At 67.6% G+C, this 14,563-nt stretch carries 12 protein-coding genes; 3 read left to right on the top strand and 9 right to left on the bottom strand.

The window, feature by feature from the left end; translation table 11 throughout:
• Positions 1-210: 210 nt before the first annotated feature.
• Positions 211-1,230: an LLM class flavin-dependent oxidoreductase gene (locus IE243_RS15830; protein WP_191320361.1), complete on the bottom strand. Its 1,020-nt coding sequence runs from the start codon at positions 1,228-1,230 to the stop codon at positions 211-213.
• A gap of 152 nt (positions 1,231-1,382) precedes the next feature.
• Between IE243_RS15830 and IE243_RS15825 the strand changes: the two genes are divergently transcribed.
• Positions 1,383-1,706 carry a YnfA family protein gene (locus tag IE243_RS15825; RefSeq protein WP_191320360.1) on the top strand — a complete coding sequence of 108 codons (324 nt, stop codon included), beginning with the start codon at positions 1,383-1,385 and terminating at the stop codon, positions 1,704-1,706.
• 161 nt (positions 1,707-1,867) lie between these two features.
• On the opposite strand, the gene IE243_RS15820 is transcribed toward IE243_RS15825, so the two are convergent.
• From IE243_RS15820 to IE243_RS15805, 4 genes are all read right to left on the bottom strand, one after another.
• Positions 1,868-2,356: an ABZJ_00895 family protein gene (locus IE243_RS15820; protein ID WP_191320359.1), complete on the bottom strand. Its 489-nt coding sequence runs from the start codon at positions 2,354-2,356 to the stop codon at positions 1,868-1,870.
• A 106-nt stretch (positions 2,357-2,462) separates the two neighbouring features.
• On the bottom strand, positions 2,463-2,945 hold the full coding sequence (locus tag IE243_RS15815; RefSeq protein WP_244643214.1) for a very short patch repair endonuclease: 483 nt from the start codon (positions 2,943-2,945) through the stop codon (positions 2,463-2,465).
• Positions 2,926-3,756 (bottom strand): GIY-YIG nuclease family protein, encoded by an 831-nt coding sequence (locus tag IE243_RS15810; protein ID WP_244643213.1) that lies wholly within the window; start codon positions 3,754-3,756, stop codon positions 2,926-2,928. Before IE243_RS15810 ends, IE243_RS15815 begins: the two co-directional genes overlap by 20 nt.
• A gap of 26 nt (positions 3,757-3,782) precedes the next feature.
• The gene (locus tag IE243_RS15805; RefSeq protein ID WP_191320357.1) at positions 3,783-4,970 is read right to left on the bottom strand and encodes a DNA cytosine methyltransferase; all 1,188 of its coding nucleotides are present in this window, start codon (positions 4,968-4,970) and stop codon (positions 3,783-3,785) included.
• A gap of 290 nt (positions 4,971-5,260) precedes the next feature.
• Between IE243_RS15805 and IE243_RS15800 the strand changes: the two genes are divergently transcribed.
• Entirely contained in the window at positions 5,261-5,506 is a 246-nt protein-coding gene (locus tag IE243_RS15800) for a hypothetical protein (protein WP_191320356.1), read from the top strand.
• A 370-nt stretch (positions 5,507-5,876) separates the two neighbouring features.
• Here IE243_RS15800 and IE243_RS15795 read toward each other — a convergent pair whose 3' ends face one another.
• From IE243_RS15795 to IE243_RS15780, 4 genes are all read right to left on the bottom strand, one after another.
• Positions 5,877-6,317, bottom strand: a complete 441-nt coding sequence (locus IE243_RS15795; protein ID WP_191320355.1) for a DUF983 domain-containing protein — start codon at positions 6,315-6,317, stop codon at positions 5,877-5,879.
• 341 nt (positions 6,318-6,658) lie between these two features.
• A complete protein-coding gene (locus IE243_RS15790) occupies positions 6,659-8,161 on the bottom strand; it encodes an aminotransferase-like domain-containing protein (protein WP_191320354.1) in 1,503 nt (500 codons plus the stop codon).
• Between the two features lie 110 nt (positions 8,162-8,271).
• Entirely contained in the window at positions 8,272-9,966 is a 1,695-nt protein-coding gene (locus IE243_RS15785; protein ID WP_191320353.1) for an AMP-binding protein, read from the bottom strand.
• Between the two features lie 95 nt (positions 9,967-10,061).
• Positions 10,062-10,685: a MarR family winged helix-turn-helix transcriptional regulator gene (locus IE243_RS15780; protein ID WP_191320352.1), complete on the bottom strand. Its 624-nt coding sequence runs from the start codon at positions 10,683-10,685 to the stop codon at positions 10,062-10,064.
• 330 nt (positions 10,686-11,015) lie between these two features.
• Here IE243_RS15780 and IE243_RS15775 point away from each other — a divergent pair, with 330 nt between their 5' ends.
• Positions 11,016-14,426 carry a carboxyl transferase domain-containing protein gene (locus IE243_RS15775; protein WP_191320351.1) on the top strand — a complete coding sequence of 1,137 codons (3,411 nt, stop codon included), beginning with the start codon at positions 11,016-11,018 and terminating at the stop codon, positions 14,424-14,426.
• Positions 14,427-14,563: the final 137 nt, after the last annotated feature.

Raw genomic sequence — 14,563 nt, 5'->3', positions numbered from 1 at the left:
CGGTAGCTCGTCAGGCTCATAACCTGAAGGTCGCTGGTTCAAATCCAGCCCCCGCAACCACCGATACTAACAAACCCGTCGCATCAGCGGCGGGTTTTTGCGTTCAGGAAAACACCCACGTCACAACGCATCCCCAATGGCCAGACAATCAGGATAACCCCCCGAACAAGGGTGGCCAGGGGCCCGTCCCGGAGGCGTGCCCCGCGCCAATCACCGCCAGCCAAGGCCCGGGGCAACATGCTTCAGGATGGCCTCGATCACATGCGCGTTGTAGGCCACGCCAAGCTGGTTCGGAACGGTCAGCAGCAGGGTGTCAGCCTCGGCGATCGCCTCGTCCTTGCGCAACTCCTCGATCAGCCGTTCAGGCTCCGCCGCGTATGAGCGGCCGAAGATGGCCCGGGTGTTGTCATCGATATAGCCGATCGAATCCGCATCCTTGCCGTTGCCGAAGTAAGCGCGATCCTGATCATTGACCAGGGCGAAGATCGAGCGGGACACTGAAACGCGCGGCTCCCGCGCATGGCCAGCTTCCTTCCACGCCTCACGATAGGCGCGGATCTGCTTCGCCTGCTGCACATGGAAAGGCTCGCCTGTCTCGTCGTCCTTCAGCGTCGAGCTTTGCAGGTTGACGCCGAGCTTCGCCGCCCAGATCGCCGTCGCGTTGGAGCCAGAACCCCACCAGATCCGCTCCCGCAGTCCCGGTGAGTGGGGCTCCAGCCGCAGCAGGCCGGGCGGATTGGGGAACATGGGACGTGGATTGGGCTGGGCGAAGCCCACGCCCTTCAGCGCTTGCAGGAAGGCCTCGGCATGCCGGCGGCCGAGATCGGCGTCGCTCTCGCCATCGCCTGGCGCGTAGCCAAAATAGCGCCAGCCGTCGATGACCTGCTCCGGCGAACCCCGACTGAGGCCAAGCTGCAGGCGGCCGCCGGCTATCAGATCGGCGGCGCCGGCGTCTTCAGCCATGTACAGCGGGTTTTCATAGCGCATGTCGATGACGGCGGTGCCAATCTCGATCCGGCTGGTTCTGGCGCCGACAGCGGCGAGCAGCGGAAACGGCGAGGCCAGCTGGCGGGCGAAATGGTGGACGCGGAAATAGGCGCCGTCCGCGCCAAGCTCCTCGGCAGCCGCCGCAAGGTCGATCGACTGCAACAGGGCGTCGCCGGCCGAACGGGTTCCTGAGTGCGGCGAAGGCGACCAGTGCCCGAATGAAAGGAAGCCGATTTTCTTCATGATCTCATCATCCCTGGGGCTCGCACATGGTGCAGGCCATCGAACCTCCATGTGGCCCGGCGCGAAGCGCTTCGCCAGCGCTGGGGCGCAAACAGCATCTTGCGCAAACGCAATTGGCGGGTGATGAGCAGCGCATGGGCAAAGGAGGACGAATGACCATTGCAGCCTATATTGGCGCGGCTTTCGCTGAAATCGCCGGCTGTTTCGCCTTCTGGGCCTGGCTGAAGCTGGGAAGGAGCCCGCTGTGGCTGGCGCCAGGGCTGGCGTCGCTGGCGGCCTTTGCCTGGTTGCTGACCCTGGTCGACAGCGAAGCTGCGGGACGGGCTTATGCAGCTTACGGCGGAGTTTACATCGTGGCGTCGCTGTTGTGGCTGTGGGGCGTTGAGGGCGTCCGCCCCGACCGCTGGGACACGTTCGGCGCGACAGTGTGTCTGGCGGGCGTAGCCATCATCATGTTCGGCCCGCGCGCGCCGTGACCGTGGTCGCTAATGCCAAAAGCCAATGAGGCTGGCATTTTGGCTTTTGGTAAAGCCCAAGCTGCGCAAGGCAGGCCCAGCAAGGACATGCGTCCCGCCTGCATGAGCTTTGCAGGTCGGGGATGCGTCGGCGTCCTCGCGGCGATCTGGTGTAAAGCGGCTTACTCGAAGGTCCCGGCAATCACCCGCCTGTCCTTCTTCTGCGCCTGACGGCCGCCCATGAACAGGCCAAGCCGGATGAGCGCCAGCTCCAGCAACAGGACAAAGGCGCCGACGCCGGCCAGCAACAGCTGTTCATTCGGACGCACGCCGCGCAGGGGATTGTCTGGCATTCCGGCGGCCACATAGAAAACGCCGACCAGTAGCGCCTGAACAAGGATTGTCGCCATCAGACACAGCAGGGCGACCCGCCACGCACGGGCGCCATGGGGGCGGACGTGTTCGCGCCTGTACCAGATCTGACCAACGCTGCCGGCGGAGGCGACCATCAGCAGGAAGGCCATGGCGGCGCCATTCGACGGGCTGAAGTGGAAGAATGCCTGGATCAGCAGATACAGGACGTTGAGCGCCACGACGCCGCCAACGAAGATGGCGAGATAATACAGCGCAAGCGTCAGATTGGAGACAGGGCGGGGTGTGTTGGCGTTCATGAAATCATCCGGATGCTTGTAACAACCCCTTGTTGGTCGCGCATCGCCACGGGTCCAGTCGCAGCCGCGCCGGAAATGGCCAGGATCACCGTATCTTGATCCAGGATCATTCAGGGAGGGCTGCGGGGGCCGTTGCCGGCGGGGCGTCCACGGGCGTGGTCGCATCTTCCAGAAAATCCCGCAGCAACGCCGTCAGGGCCGGACGTTCGCGGACTTTGAGCTGGCATTCCCAGACAATCAGCACGTCCCACCCCGCCAGGCGCAGCGCGGCGAGGTGATCGGCGTCACGGGCGACATTGCGGGCGATCTTGCTGCGCCAGTAGTCGGCATTGGCGGCTGGCGCGCGGGCGCCGCGGGCGCAGTCGTGGCCATGCCAGAAGCAGCCGTGCACGAAGATAAGCTTGCGACGGCCCGGAAAGACGATGTCTGGCGCGCCCGGCAAATCGCGGCGGTGAAGCCGGTAGCGATAACCCATGGCGTGCAGCAGTCGCCGGACGGTCATCTCGGGCCGGGTGTTAACCGAGCGCACGGCGCGCATGATGCGGCTGCGTTCGGCCGACGGCGCGCTCTCAGGTTTCTTCGGCGTCATCGGCGACGTCAACATTAGCCGCGCCGCCCAGCGCCTGATAGCGTCGCTCGGCCAGCCATTGTAGCCGGCGGGCCTGGGTGGTCAGCACCCGGCGCAGACCGCCAGGCGCCTTGCGCTCCGAGATCACCTGGGCCAGCCGGGCGATCACGAGGGCGCGGCGGGCGATGCGGAAATCCGGGTGGGAGCGGATGGCGGCGACGGCGTCCGAGACGATGCCGCCGCGCAGCGATGGCGGGGGCGTCATGGCGACGCGCGGCGTCGGCGGGTCTTTCTCGTTGAGCACGGCCCCAAAGGCGCTGCCGGCGATAGCGGCCAGATAAACCGCGTGCTCCAGGGCGTTGAGCGCGTCGCGGGCCGCCCGGCTGTCGGTGCGGCTCATGTCCTGAAACTGTGGCAGCGGCCAAACTTCAATCTCGAACACTTCGAACGGATCGAGCACCGACATCGCCACCGCATCGGTGCGCTGGTTGGTGAGGTGACGACGGATCCGCGTGCGCAGGCGTTCGTTGGTCTGGCCAACATAGATCGGCTCGCCGTCATAATCGTAGAAAGCGTAAACGCCCCAACGCCAGTTGCCGACCGGCAGGGTGACGCCAGTGACGGCGTCCGCGAAGGGCGTATCCAGAAAGATCGTCAGATTGCGCCGCAGGTCATCGGTTTCAAAGGGAGGAGCGGCGTCGTTGTCCCGGCCGGCGTCAGGGCGCCGGTCAGGCAGGGGCTGCGGCGTTGGCATGGCCTGATGCGCTGGCGTGGCCAGATCGGGGAACAGCAGCGGCGCATCGCAATCCGGCATGGCGTAGCGCTGCGTCATGGCCGCCCCCATTTCGCCGTCCCCACTCAAGCCTGGCCTCCACTCCCGGACTGGTTGGCCGAAGCCGTCGCGGACTGCGCGGCGACGCCGAGCAGCGGTTCGAACAGATGACGGGCCAGGTGGCGCACCACCGGCGCGGCGACGCCGTCGCCGGTCAGGTGATAGGCCTCGTTGTAATTGCGCGGCAGGCGGTATTCGTCTGGCAGGCCCATCAGGCGGGCGGTTTCACGGGCCGAAATCAGGCGGGAGCGGATGCGGTCGCCGTCGACCACCATGATCACCTGGCGGCTGGAGCCGCCGGCTGGCGTCCGCAGGCAGCCCGCCACGTCGTCAAAGCGAACTTCGGCCCGTTGCGCCTTGGCGCCGCTGGCGTCGGTGCGGGTGCGTTTGTAGATGGCGCCCACCATGCGGCGCCCGGCGCGGCGCGCCGCTTCCACCTTGGCGAGATTGACCGGCGACATGCGCGACAGCAGCAGCCGGGTTTCCGCCTCCGTGTGCCAGGCGACGCTGGCCGGATTGTCCTCAACCAGATCGGCGAAGCCCTGGTTGCGGCGCGGCGGCGTCGGCACGTTCCACCACAGCCAGTTGGCGCGGGCCGCGTCGGACAGGCGGGCCATCGCCGCCCGCAGTCCACGGGTGTGAAATGGCTCCAGCGCGTCCGGGGCGATCAGGCCTGGCGGCAGCGGCAGATCCTTGCGCACGCCGACAACGAACAGCCGCGGACGCGACTGGGGCACGAACAAGGCGGCGTCGATGACGAGAGCGCCGCAGGCGTAACCATTATCTGCGAAGGTCTGGCAGATGGCGGCGAAGTCCTGACCGCCATGCGAGGTCAGCGCGCCAGTGACGTTTTCCAGCGCGACGACGCGCGGCCCCCGGCCTTCCGCCGCAAGGGCGCGGACGATATCCCAGAAAGCGTAGAACGTGCCCGAGCGGGCGCCCTTCAGCCCGGCGCCGGCGCCGGCCAGCGACAGGTCCTGGCAGGGGAACGACGCCCAGGCCAGATCGGCCACGCCTGGCAGCGAATCAATCCCGACAGCGCGGATGTCGCCGACCTGGATGACGCCTGGCGCGCCCCAGTTGGCCTGATAGGTCAGGGCCTTCTTGTGATCGAAATCATTGGCGAAAGCGCAGCGCCAGCCGTCTCCGAGGCCGGCGCGGGCCATGCCGCCGCCAGCAAAAAACTCGTAGAATGTCGGCTGCGGATCATGCATCGCCGGCTCCGGAAGCGCATCCCGCCCCTGTGCCGGAGCGGAATGTGTGTTGCGGGTGGGTGGACTACGGCGCGGGCCGTCAATCGCCGCGAAATGACGCCGGCCAGACCGCCAGCGTTTCCTGTTCGTTCCTATCGTAGCAGGCCGGGCCGGGCGTCGCCAGCACATCCTGGCGGATGGATCGGCCGACCGCCCGTTCCGTTGGCGGGCGGCGCCGCTTGCGCAACATCATGCGGCGCGGAAGTTTCCGCGCGGCGCCCCGGATAGCGGGGCGTTTTTTGGGGGGCGTTGTGAAAATTCCATTCCTGTGCATGGCGGCGATCATGCTGGTCTGGGCCAGTGCGCCAGTCGCTGCGGAAGCCGCCCCATATGGCTCGTATATGGCCAGTTGCAAGGATATCCGCGTCGTGGCCGGTTGGCTGCGCGCTTCATGTCAGGATCGCAAGGGGCGTTGGGGCGAGGCGACGACGGCGGTGAGCTGGTGTGCGCGGGGGCGGGACATCGCCAACGACGACGGGCGGCTGGTCTGCCGCTAGATGTGAGCTTTCCATAGGTTGTCCATCCGGTTCCAAGCGAGGAAGCTGAACCGGATGAACATCCACAAGAATGCCCGCCTGACGCCGATTGGTCGAGAGCGTCTGGTCCGGCGGATTGCGGGCGGCCAGACAGCGGAGGCGGCCGCACCGCCGCTGTGTATGGAGGGGGCGTATGGCGGAGCCAGGATCACTGGCGCCGGGGGGCAGGCGTTGCCCCGAGCGGGCGCCAGGGATGGCGAGCCCGGCAAGCGGCCGGCGCGCGCCTTGATCAACCACCCCCGCGTCACGCCGTCGGGGCGCTGGCTGCGCGCAGGCGCCCGAGGCGCTGCACGTTTGGGGCCAAGATGAGGTCCAAGGCTTGGCGCAAGCCTTATTCCTTCGCGCCTTTCGGCCAGGAGCCGCCCTGGGCGTCGCTCAGCTGGTAGTGGCCGGAGGCGCCGGCGAGACGTCCTTCCTCGGCCTTGTGGAAGTACTGGCTGGCGACGAGCCAGCCCTTGAGCGGTCGCAGCGGCAGGATGCAGCCGATGATCATCAGCGGCATGGTCGTCACCAGATGCACCCAATAAGGCGCCGTATAGGCGACTTCCAGCCACACCGCGAAAGCGCTGATCAGGATGCCGGTGACGCAGATGGCGAAGAACGCCGGGCCGTCGGCCGGGTCAGCGTAAGAATAGTCGAGGTCACAGACCTCGCACTTCTTCGCCAGCTTCAGATAGCCGGTAAACAGGTGGCCCTGGCCACAGCGGGGACAAAGGCCGCGCGGTCCGGTGCTGGAAGGGGGGAGGGGCGGCCAGTAGGTCCCGTCAGACATCGCCAGTTCCTCATGTCGGGCATTTCCGGGCGACGCCAGGCGGGAGCGGTTCAAACCGGACCGGCAATCGCCTTGTCGCGCAGATGCTGGACGTGCTGGAAGCGAGTGTCGCTGGAAAGCGCTCCGGTCCGCGCGTCTACGCCAGGAAATGCGCCTTTTCAAACGCAGGTTGCCATCCGCTCTGGCCCCGATCGTGCGCGCTGGCCCAGCGAACCGCAATGCACCCGGGTCCAAGGCGCCCGCATGCATGATATTGTATGTATATTGAATGGAATGTATGTCAACGACGCGGCGGCGCGCCAGGCGCGTTTGTCGCAGGCCGAAGCCCTGGCCTCCCGCTGTCAGACCACGCCAGGCGCGAATTCCGGTTCCCGGGCCAGCATGTCGGCGGCGATATGCAGGCCGCGCTCCAGATCGCCGCGTCGCGCCGGCACGCCGAGGCCGAGACGCAGCGCCTGCTGCGGCGCGGGGCCAATGGCGAAGGCCTCTGAGGGAACCGCGGCGACGCCGGCGACACGCAGCCGGGCGGCCAGATCAACGCCGCGCCACGGCGCCGGCGCTTCGAGCCACAGGTGGAAGGCGTTGCTGTCGGCCGCGACACATTCGGCCGGGAGGATGCGCCGGGCCAGCGCCACGCGGGCCGCGGTTTCGGCGCGGATGGCGTCGCGAACCGCATCCGCCACGCCATTGCGAATCCAGGCGGCGGCGATGGCGACAGTGAGCGGCGAAGCCATGAGCGTTGTCGCGCCAATGGCCCCGCCGAGGCGGGTGGCGCTGCGGATGTCGGGGGCCGCCACCCATGCGACGCGCAATGCCGGGGCAAGGGATTTCGCCATGCCGGCGATATGGATGACGCGCCCGGGCGCCAGCCGGGCCAGTGGCGGCGGCGCGTCAGGGGCCAGAGCCCCATAGGCGTCGTCCTCAATGATGGCCACGCCATGGTCGGCCGCGATCGCGAGCAGCGCCTGGCGCCGTTGCAGCGACATGGTGCGGGTTGTGGGGCTGCTGAGCGTAGGATTGCAGTAAAGCGCGCGCGGCGTCCCGGTCTTGCAGGCAAGTGCGAACGCATCCGGCAGCAGGCCTTCGCGGTCCATGGCGATGGGCAACAGGCGCAGGCCCAGCACTTTCGCCGCCGCGATCAGACCGGGGTAAACCAGGGTTCCGGCGGCAATTGCGTCACCCGCGGCGCAGAGGGCGTGACAGGCGGCGAGCAGGGCGCTCTGGGCGCCCGGGCAGGCCAGTATCCGGGCCGGATCAACGCCGGGCAGGCGCGGGGCCAGCCACAGGGCGCCGGCTTCCCGGTCCTGAAAGGCGCCGCCGGGTTCCTGATAGCGCATCATCAGGTCGGCGCCGCCTTCATGGCCGATGGCGGCGATGCTGTCCCACATGCGCGCGGCCAGCTCACTGTCGCCAACCGGCGGCGGCAGGTTCATGCTCATGTCGATGAGGCCGCTCCGCTCCGGCGCGCGTTCCGGCGGGCGGCCTTGCGGGGGCTGCCCGACGCGGCGCCGCGGCGGCGCGGCGTCCGGCGCTGGCCTGTCGCCGCCGCCGGGCTCGCGCACCCAGGTGCCCTGGCCGACCTTGCCGTCGATCAGGCCCCGGCTGCGGGCCTCCGTATAGGCGCGCGTCACCGTGGTGAAATCGACGCCGAGGCGCGCCGCCAGGGCGCGCTGTGACGGCAGGCGGGTCCCGGCCGCCAGGGCGCCGCGGGCGATATCCGCCTGCATGGCGTCGGCGATGGACAGATACAGCGGGCCGCTGCTGCGGTTGATCGCCGGCGACCAGACGTCGTCAGACGGGCCATCGCCACGCCTGTCGCCGGAATCTGCATCTCGCCGCGCCATACAATATCCCCTCATTCGTCAACGGGCATATTGTATGTATAGTGTATGTCGACGGCAAGACGGCCCATATGGCGACCGCCCTGTGGGGACTGGCTGGCGACGGCCTGCCGTCAGCCGCGCAGCTTTTCGCGCGTCACCTTCACGCCGGCTTTTTCACGATCCCACGTCTCGCCAGTGACGCCGGCGCTGCGCAGCACGTGCTTCTCCACCTTCTGGGTTGGCGTCTTCGGCAAGTCCGGCAACACGCGGATGTAGCGCGGCAGCATGAAATGGGCGAGGCGGGGGCGCAGGAACTCCAGCAACTCCAGCGGATCGATGGTCGCGCCAGGCGTCGGGGCGACGATGGCCAGAACGTCGTCCTCCGAGGTCTCGTTGGGCACGGCGACCACGGCGCACTCACGCACCGCCGGGTGCGCCAGCACCTCCACTTCCACCTCGAACGACGAGATGTTTTCGCCGCGCCGCCGGATGGCGTCCTTCTTGCGGTCAACGAAGAAGAAATCGCCGTCCCCGTCGCGGCGGAAAGCGTCGCCGGTGTGGAACCAGCCGTTGCGCCACGCCTGCGCCGTCGCTTCCGGATTCTTGAAGTAACCGGAATTCAGCGCCCATGGCGCGTCGGTGCGCAGGATCAGTTCGCCGACTTCGCCGGGCCCGACCTCGCAATCGTGGTCATCGACAATGCGCACCTCAACGCCGGCGCGGGGCCGGCCGCAGGTCCCCGCCTTGGCCGGTGAAGGCCCGGAGACGATTGGCACGTTGATCTCGGTCATGTTGAACAGCGTCGTCACTTCCGTGCCGAACCGCTCCTTGAAGGCGCGCCAGTTCTCATCGAGCGGGATCATCACCACCTTGCGCAGGGAATGCTCCCGGTCCTGCGGCGACGGCGGCGCCTTGGCGACAAAGGTGGTCATCACGCCGAGCAGGATGGTCACCGTCGCCTGCGTCGCCCGCACATGATCCCAGAACCTGTCGGTAACGAAATCGCCAGCCATGCCCACGGAGCCGCCGCGATTGAGCATCGCCACCACCGGCAGGGTGCCGCCGACGTGGAACAGCGGCCCGTAGAACAGGAAGGTGTCCGTGCTGTCCACGGTTGGCCAGGCTTCCCGGCCGCTCATGTGGAACAGGTGAGCGTAGCTGCTGATCACGCCCTTGGAGGGGCCGGTCGTGCCGGAGGTGTAGATGATCGACTGCACGTCCCACGGCTCGATTGGCCGCTGCAACGCTGGCAGCGTCGCCGGGTCGCCCGCCAGCGCGACGGCGCCGGAGAGGATATCGAGACCGGGAATGGCAAGGCCAGGCTCCACGTCGCCGCCAACGGTGACGCAGGTGGTCAGACCGGCGCGGTCCACGTCCGCCAGGCGGGGCGCGAGATCAGGGCTGGCGACGATGACGCGCGAGCCGGCGTTGGCGATGACGTGAGCCAGCAGATTGCCGCGATAGGCGACGTTGATCGGCACATAGGTCGCGCCCAGCCAGTTGATGGCGAACCAGACGCGGATCATGTCGACGCTGTTCGGCAGCCAGACGGTGACCGTATCGCCCTGGGCGACGCCCAGCTTCGCCAGCGCCGCCGCGATGGCGATCACGTCGTCGCGCATGGCGGCGTAGGAAATCGCCGACCCGTCGGCGAGACGCAGGAAAGGATGGTCCGGCTGCTCCACCGCGCGACGCTCGAGCACGTAACGCAGCACGCAGGCGTCGCGGGCGGGCACACGGGAGTCCGGCGGGTATTGGTTCTCCGCGCGCGGATCCTGCACCGATGAATTCTGGGCGGACGGAGTCCCGATGATCTGTTCGGACATGGCGTTTCCTGCTGCGTGGCTTCTGTGGCCAGAACTTCCGCAGGCGAATGTGCCGTGTCGTGGTTATTGTGTCAATTCATTGATGTATTTTGCGGTCAGTCGCTGGCGCGCGCCGCGTCATCGCGCAGCCCGTCGGCGGATCCCACGTCCGGATGCGCGTCGTCCCCGTGATGCGCGTCGTCCCCTTGCAGGTCTTCGCGACCGTCGGCGACCATCCGCAGGTTGCGCAAATTGCGGGTGACCTTGGCCAGCGTCGCGGTGAAGGCGATCTTTTCTTCCGGCGAAATGCCAGCGGCGGCGTGTCTGAAGAACTCCACCGTGCGGCCGCCCAGGGTTTCCCAGGCCCGTTCGCCGGCCGGGGTCAACCGCACCATGCGCACCCGGCGGTCGCGGCGGTTCTCCACCCGCTCCACATAGCCGAGCTTCTCCAGGCGCTTCAGCACCGCGTCAAGATTTTGCCGGCTCACGGCGATGTAGTCGACGAAACTGGAGAAGGCGATGCCGTCGGGCATGTAGCGCGAGAGCGCGCCGAGGACGACGCCCTGGATGGCGGAAATGTTCAGTTCGCGATGAGCGGTGCGCTCATACTGGTTGGCGGCCTGGCAGAGGCGGAAAAACAGCCTGTTGTTGATGTCATGATCCGGCGCGACCTGTTGCCCGTGCACGGCGCGCCCGGACGGACCAGCCCCCCCGACGCCGTGTAAATCCGGCTTGTTCATTGTTCTGCTTCCCTGAAACACGTTCGCGCGCCGCCCGGTCAGCCCACGCGCTTCATGCCCTGGTTATGCGCTTCCGTCGCGGACATGGACGCCGCCTGTCCCGGAAATGCTTTGATCCTGACAAGTATGCCCGACGTGACAGCGTCTTGTCACGTCACAGGCCCGGGCGGGGATAAACGGAGAAAAAAGGCGACCCTGGAATACGTGTCAATATATTGACGTAATCGCCGATCGCTCCTAGGCTCGGGCAAAATCTGAACCTTAAATCTGAAAAAGCACTGTGGCCGTCGCTTCTCCAGGAGCAGCCGGCTGTCCGGACGGGAAACCCCAATGAGTCTCTCCAGCGCGCGTATTTCCAGGCTGCTGATCGCCAATCGCGGTGAAATCTCCATCCGCATCGCCCGCGCCGCCGCCGGTTGTGGCGTCGCGTCGATCGCCGTCTACGCCAGTGACGACGCGAAGTCCCTGCACGTGCGCGCCGCCGATGAAGCCGTCGCCCTGGATGGCGTCGGCGCCGCCGCCTATCTGGATATCGAAAGCCTGATCGCCGCCGCGAAAACGAGCGGCGCCGACGCCATCCATCCTGGCTATGGGTTTCTGTCGGAGAGCGCGGCCTTCGCCCGCCGCGCCGCCGAGGAGGGCGTCGTCTTCGTCGGCCCGCGCCCCGAGTTGCTGGAGCTGTTCGGCGACAAGGCGAAAGCCCGGGCGCTGGCCATCGAGGCTGGCGTGCCCCTGCTCGCTGGCACGACTGGCGCGGCGACGCTGGAAGAAGTCCAGTCGTTCTTCCGCGCCCAGCAGGAGGCGCATGGCGACGGCGCGGCGATCATGATCAAGGCCATCGCCGGCGGTGGTGGTCGCGGTATGCGCGCTGTGACGCGCTTCGAGAATATCGAAGACGCCTGGCGGCGCTGCCGGTCGGAGGCGAAGGGCGCCTTCGGCGACGATTCCGTCTATGTGGAGCGCTATCTGCCCAACGTGCGCCATATCGAGGTGCAGGTGGTGGGCGACGGCGTTGACGTCATCCATCTGGGCGAGCGCGAGTGCACCATCCAGCGCCGCAACCAGAAGATCGTCGAGATCGCGCCAAGCCCGACCCTGTCGCCGGTGATGCGCGCCGCCGTCTGCGACGCCGCCATCCGCATGGCGCAGCGGGTCGGTTACGCCGGCCTCGGCACCTTCGAGTTTCTCGTGCCCGGCGACGCCGCGCCAGATTCCACTGACTTCGCCTTCATGGAGGTGAACCCGCGCGTTCAGGTCGAGCACACGGTGACCGAAGAGGTTTACGGCGTCGATCTGGTGGAGGCGCAACTGCGCATCGCCGACGGCGCGCGTCTCGCTGATCTGGGACTGGCCGCTGGCCTGCAGCCGCGCGGCTACGCCATCCAGTTGCGCATCAATATGGAGACGATCACGCCGGAGGGTGAGGCGCGCCCGTCCGGCGGCCGGCTCGACGCCTTCGATCCGCCGTCGGGGCCCGGCGTGCGCGTCGATACCTTTGGCTACGTCGGCTACGTCACCAGCCCGCGCTACGATTCGTTGCTGGCCAAGCTGATCGTTCACAGCCGCGCGCCCGACTATGACGAGGCCGTGCGCCGCGCGCTGCGCGCCCTGCGCGAGTTCCGCATCGAGGGCGTGGCCACCAACATGCCATTCCTGCGGGCGCTGCTTGATCACCCCAAATTCATCGCCAACGCGGTGAGCACCCGCTTCCTTGAGCAGCATATTGGCGAGCTGGTCGGGCCGGATGTGACGGTGCAGGGCGACCTGTTCCACAAGGGCGCCGCTGGCGCGCCCGGCGGGCGCGGCAAGATCCGGTCGTCAAAGGAGTTAGATCCGCTGGCGGTGTTCGGCGGCGCCGGGCCAGAGGCGGTCGCCGATGCGGCGCCGGAGCCGGGCGACGCCATCGACGCGCCGGAGGGCATGGCGGCTGTGAGCGCGCCGCTGCAGGGCACGATCGTCAGCATCGACATTGCTCCTGGCGCCGAGGTGCGCAAGGGCCAGCCGCTGCTGGTGCTGGAAGCCATGAAGATGGAGCATGTGGTGGCGGCGCCAGAAGCCGGCGTGGTCGCCCAGGTTCTGGTCAGCGCCGGCGACACGGTGTTCGAGGGCCATCCGCTGGCTTTCTTCACGCCCGGCGAGGTCAGCGGCGGCGAGGCGGCGGTCGAGGAGGAGATTGATCTCGATCATATCCGCCCCGATCTGGCCGAGGCGCTGGAGCGCCACGCCATTCTTTATGACGATCGCCGCCCCGATGCGGTGGCGCGGCGGCGCAAGACCAACCAGCGAACCGTGCGCGAGAACATCGCCGACCTGGTCGACGACGGCAGCTTCATCGAATACGGCGGCCTCGCCCTGGCCGCCCAGCGCCAGCGCCGCAGCTTTGACGAGTTGCTGAAGATGAGCCCGGCCGACGGCATGGTCACCGGCCTTGGTTCGGTGAACGGCGCGCTGTTTGATGAAGACGCCGCCCGTTGCGCCGTGATGGGTTATGACTACACCGTGTTCGCCGGCACCCAGGGCGTTATCAACCACCGCAAGAAGGACCGGCTGCTGGAGCTGTCGGCCAGATGGAAGCTGCCAATGGTGGTGTTCGCCGAAGGCGGCGGCGGCCGCCCCGGCGATGAATGGCCGACCCCGGCTGGTCTCGACACCACCACCTTCACCCGTTTTGGCCAGCTCAGCGGCCTGGTGCCGACCGTCAGCATCGTCGACGGACGTTGTTTTGCCGGCAACGCGGCGGTGGCCGGCGCCTGCGATCTCATCATCGCCACCGGCAACGCCAACATCGGCATGGGCGGCCCGGCGATGATCGAAGGCGGCGGCCTTGGCGTTTTCCGCCCCGAGGACGTTGGCCCGGTGTCGGTGCAGGCGCCGAACGGCGTCATCGATCTGGTGGTGAGGGACGAGGCCGACGGCGTCGCGGCGGCGAAAAAATATCTGGGTTATTTCCAGGGCCGCACCCGGGACTGGACCTGCGCCGACCAGCGGCTGCTGCGCCGGGCGATTCCTGAAAACCGCCTGCGCGCCTATGACATCCGCGAGGTCATCGCCACCCTGGCCGATACGGATTCGGTGCTCGAACTGCGCGCCGGTTTCGGCAAGGCCATGGTCACCGCCCTCGTCCGCTTCGAGGGCCGGCCGATGGGCGTGATCGCCAACAACTCCCAGGTGCTGGGCGGGGCCATCGATTCCGACGCGGCGGACAAGGCGGCGCGCTTCGTGCAGCTCTGCGACGCCTTCGACATTCCGTTGCTGTCGCTGTGCGACACGCCCGGCATGATGGTGGGGCCGGAGGTGGAGCGCACCGCCCAGGTGCGGCACGTGTCGCGCATGTTCGTGGCGGCGGCCAACGCCACCATTCCCATGTTCACGGTGGTGCTGCGCAAGGGCTACGGTCTTGGCGCCCTGGCCATGGCTGGCGGCGGCGGCCATTCCTCGTTCTTCACCCTGGCGTGGCCCACCGGCGAGTTCGGCGCCATGGGCCTGGAGGGCGGCGTCAAGCTGGCCTACCGCAAGGAGATGATGGCGATTGAAGACCCCGCCGAACGCAAGGCGTGGTTCGACGCCATGGTCGCGGCCGAATACGAGAAGAACAAGGCGCTCTCCGGCGCCACCTTCCTCGAGGTCGACGACGTGATCGATCCGGTGGATACGCGCCGCTGGATCCTGCGCGGCCTCAGGTCGCTGCCCGCCGTCGCCCCGCGCGCCGGCAAGAAGCGGCCGAGCGTCGACGTGTGGTGAGGCCGTTGGCAAGGCCTGCCAGAGCATGACAAGCTGACGCCAGTTTCCGGCGGCCGTTCGCGCCGCCGGTTCTCGCAAGAACAGCCGGAGCAGCGCCGGCGAGCGATTGAGGTTCCAGCCGGAAGGCGTGGACCGCG

The organism is Camelimonas fluminis (assembly GCF_014656355.1).
Lineage (GTDB): Bacteria > Pseudomonadota > Alphaproteobacteria > Rhizobiales > Beijerinckiaceae > Camelimonas > Camelimonas fluminis.
The sequence above is the reverse complement of the archived record's forward strand: the minus strand, read 5'-3'. Positions and strand labels throughout refer to the sequence as shown.

Excerpts from the sequence above, each read along its gene's own strand:
- IE243_RS15785 (WP_191320353.1), bottom strand. The coding sequence starts at position 9,966 with ATGTCCGAACAGATCATCGGGACTCCGTCCGCCCAGAATTCATCGGTG.
- IE243_RS15790 (WP_191320354.1), bottom strand. The coding sequence starts at position 8,161 with ATGGCGCGGCGAGATGCAGATTCCGGCGACAGGCGTGGCGATGGCCCG.
- IE243_RS15820 (WP_191320359.1), bottom strand. The coding sequence starts at position 2,356 with ATGAACGCCAACACACCCCGCCCTGTCTCCAATCTGACGCTTGCGCTG.
- IE243_RS15780 (WP_191320352.1), bottom strand. The coding sequence starts at position 10,685 with ATGAACAAGCCGGATTTACACGGCGTCGGGGGGGCTGGTCCGTCCGGG.
- IE243_RS15775 (WP_191320351.1), top strand. The coding sequence starts at position 11,016 with ATGAGTCTCTCCAGCGCGCGTATTTCCAGGCTGCTGATCGCCAATCGC.
- IE243_RS15815 (WP_244643214.1), bottom strand. The coding sequence starts at position 2,945 with ATGACGCCGAAGAAACCTGAGAGCGCGCCGTCGGCCGAACGCAGCCGC.
- IE243_RS15795 (WP_191320355.1), bottom strand. The coding sequence starts at position 6,317 with ATGTCTGACGGGACCTACTGGCCGCCCCTCCCCCCTTCCAGCACCGGA.
- IE243_RS15810 (WP_244643213.1), bottom strand. The coding sequence starts at position 3,756 with ATGACGCAGCGCTACGCCATGCCGGATTGCGATGCGCCGCTGCTGTTC.
- IE243_RS15830 (WP_191320361.1), bottom strand. The coding sequence starts at position 1,230 with ATGAAGAAAATCGGCTTCCTTTCATTCGGGCACTGGTCGCCTTCGCCG.
- IE243_RS15825 (WP_191320360.1), top strand. The coding sequence starts at position 1,383 with ATGACCATTGCAGCCTATATTGGCGCGGCTTTCGCTGAAATCGCCGGC.
- IE243_RS15805 (WP_191320357.1), bottom strand. The coding sequence starts at position 4,970 with ATGCATGATCCGCAGCCGACATTCTACGAGTTTTTTGCTGGCGGCGGC.